At 26.7% G+C, this 2,193-nt stretch carries 2 protein-coding genes and 1 pseudogene; all 3 read left to right on the forward strand.

Going from position 1 to position 2,193, the window contains the following annotated elements; genetic code table 11:
- Nucleotides 1–528 (forward strand): VgrG protein (locus ELQ11_RS09420; protein WP_134225298.1); only part of this gene is annotated, 528 nt, incomplete at its 5' end.
- A 13-nt stretch (nucleotides 529–541) separates the two neighbouring features.
- Nucleotides 542–1,372: a hypothetical protein gene (locus tag ELQ11_RS10180; RefSeq protein ID WP_243833552.1), complete on the forward strand. Its 831-nt coding sequence runs from the start codon at nucleotides 542–544 to the stop codon at nucleotides 1,370–1,372.
- 428 nt (nucleotides 1,373–1,800) lie between these two features.
- Nucleotides 1,801–2,193: pseudogene (locus tag ELQ11_RS09435) on the forward strand (hypothetical protein); the annotation flags it as partial.

Below are 2,193 nucleotides of genomic sequence, written 5' to 3' on the forward strand. Positions count from 1 at the left end.
AATGTAGGCTTATCTAAAGATACCATAGTAGGATTAAGCAATACCTTAAATGTAGGAGTAGATAATAAAGTAAGAGTGGCTAAAAACTCTCATGAGTTTGTAGGAGAAAACAAAGACATAGAAATAGGTGCTAATCAAAACACTATTATCCATAAAGATGAGACAAGGAATGTGAAGGGAAATAAAAAGGAGGTGGTTGAGGGGCATTATGATATTAATATCAGCGATAAAATGCAAGTATTAAGCGAGAAAGAGATGGATTATAAAAGCAAAGACAATATTCTTTTTACAAGTAATGAATCCATAGGATTTGAAAGTGATAAAAATACAAGCATGGTAGCTGATAATATCACAACTTACGCAAAAACTATTCATGAGTTAAAAGCCGATAGCGAAGCGACTATACAGGTAGGAGAAACAATTATTAATGCAAAACCTGATTGTGTTATCATTAAAGCAGGTGGAGTTGAAGTAACTATAGACTCTAATGGACTTGTGGTTAGAGGTGGAGAACTTAAAGCAGAGTAATAAAGGATAAACAATGAATAAACCCTTCTACAAACTTAAAAGATTTTATATACCTTGTATTATATTTATCATAATACTTGCTGTGCTTGCAAGATTACTTTATTCTCCTTTATATACGATTTATTGGGAAACAAATCATCGCTTTGAAAAAGAACAAGAATTTAGAAATTTTGAAAAAATAACTTTAAACCCAAGTCCTAAAGACATGATTAAAATTATAGATGACCATCAACCTAAACTAGAAGATTTTAAAGATTTAAATGAAAAAATGCAAAAGGCTATTTTTGATTTTAAGGTAGCTAAATTATTTGGATTTGAAGATAAATATTACCAAGCTTCTCTTCAAAATTACGCTAATACATTTTACTTTTTAGTTGGTGGTGAACAAATTTTTTTTCGCTATCTTAATTTCATAAGTGATTTAAACTCAAATGAAAAACAAAAATATCTAAACTTAAGAGCATCAACTAGAGATTTAAAAAGACAAATTTTTGAAGAAGAATTTAAATTTATAAAACATTACGAAGAATTTTATGATTACTTAGAGGGTGTAGGTTATTTGGATAAGGGAACAGAATATAAAAATGCAGCAATTTATTTAAAAATATCAATTCCGAGCTCTTTTTTACTTCGCAATAATCAATTGTGCTCTTTTGAAAATAGAAACTTAATGTTTAATCAAATAAAGAGAAATTATACTATATTTATTAACTTAGATCCAGATGGCTCAAAACTTTTTGACAAAACATTAAAAGAAAATTTGAGAAATTATCGTAAAGATATATCACCTTTTCTAGAAGATACAATAAATAAAATTCAAAAGGCTTTAGATGAATGTAAATGAAAACAATACCACTATTAATATTAAAGAAAATATAAAAGAAGCTTTAAGAAAAAGGCAAGAAATTGTAGAAAATGGTAAAGGGATAAGATAAATGTCGCTTTATAAAGAATGTGAAGTTTGTAAAGGAAAAATCAATAAATTGCAAAATATTTGGAATATATTCTCAGGCAAATTAGAAATAAAATGTAAAAATTGCAAAAGTAAATATGGAGTTTCTAGTAAAGTTATAGATTGGGTGTATAGTATTTTTTGTGAAAACTTATTACTCTTTCCACCAATTGTATTTTTAAATTTCATATATTTAGGTAGATATTTTTCAAAATATGGATTATTTGAAATGATATGTTATTTATCAATAATCATTCTTTTTAGTAGAAAACTAATAAATATTATTTTACTTCTTCTTTGCAAATTAAAAAGGCTAGAAAATGACAAATAAAGGATTAATGGAACATCTTAAGGATATTAAAGATGGTATTGTAGATTGTTATATAGGACTTTATGATTTTGGAGATTTTTTAGCTAGAATTTCAGGTTTTAGAGATTGGCAAGAAAAAAGTGTTATTTTAGATGATTTTCATAAAAGGCAGACGCTAGAAGAATTGGACTTTTTAAAAGATATTATTAAAAATGAAACTTCTAGAAATATTATACTAGAATATTTAATAAAAGATGTCAATGAAAGGCCTTTGTATTATTTAGCACCATCAGGAATTTTTACAACAATTAAAAAAATAACCAAAACAAAAAAACTATTCATAATAAACATAACTTCTCTAGGAGGAAAAGCAACATCCACCGCCCACTCTCTCTACCCCTAC

Source organism: Campylobacter sp. US50a (assembly GCF_004379015.1).
Taxonomy (GTDB): domain Bacteria; phylum Campylobacterota; class Campylobacteria; order Campylobacterales; family Campylobacteraceae; genus Campylobacter_D; species Campylobacter_D jejuni.

What these genes read in the sequence shown, in the direction of transcription:
- ELQ11_RS10180 (WP_243833552.1), top strand. Translation starts at nt 542, where the DNA reads ATGAATAAACCCTTCTACAAACTTAAAAGATTTTATATACCTTGTATT.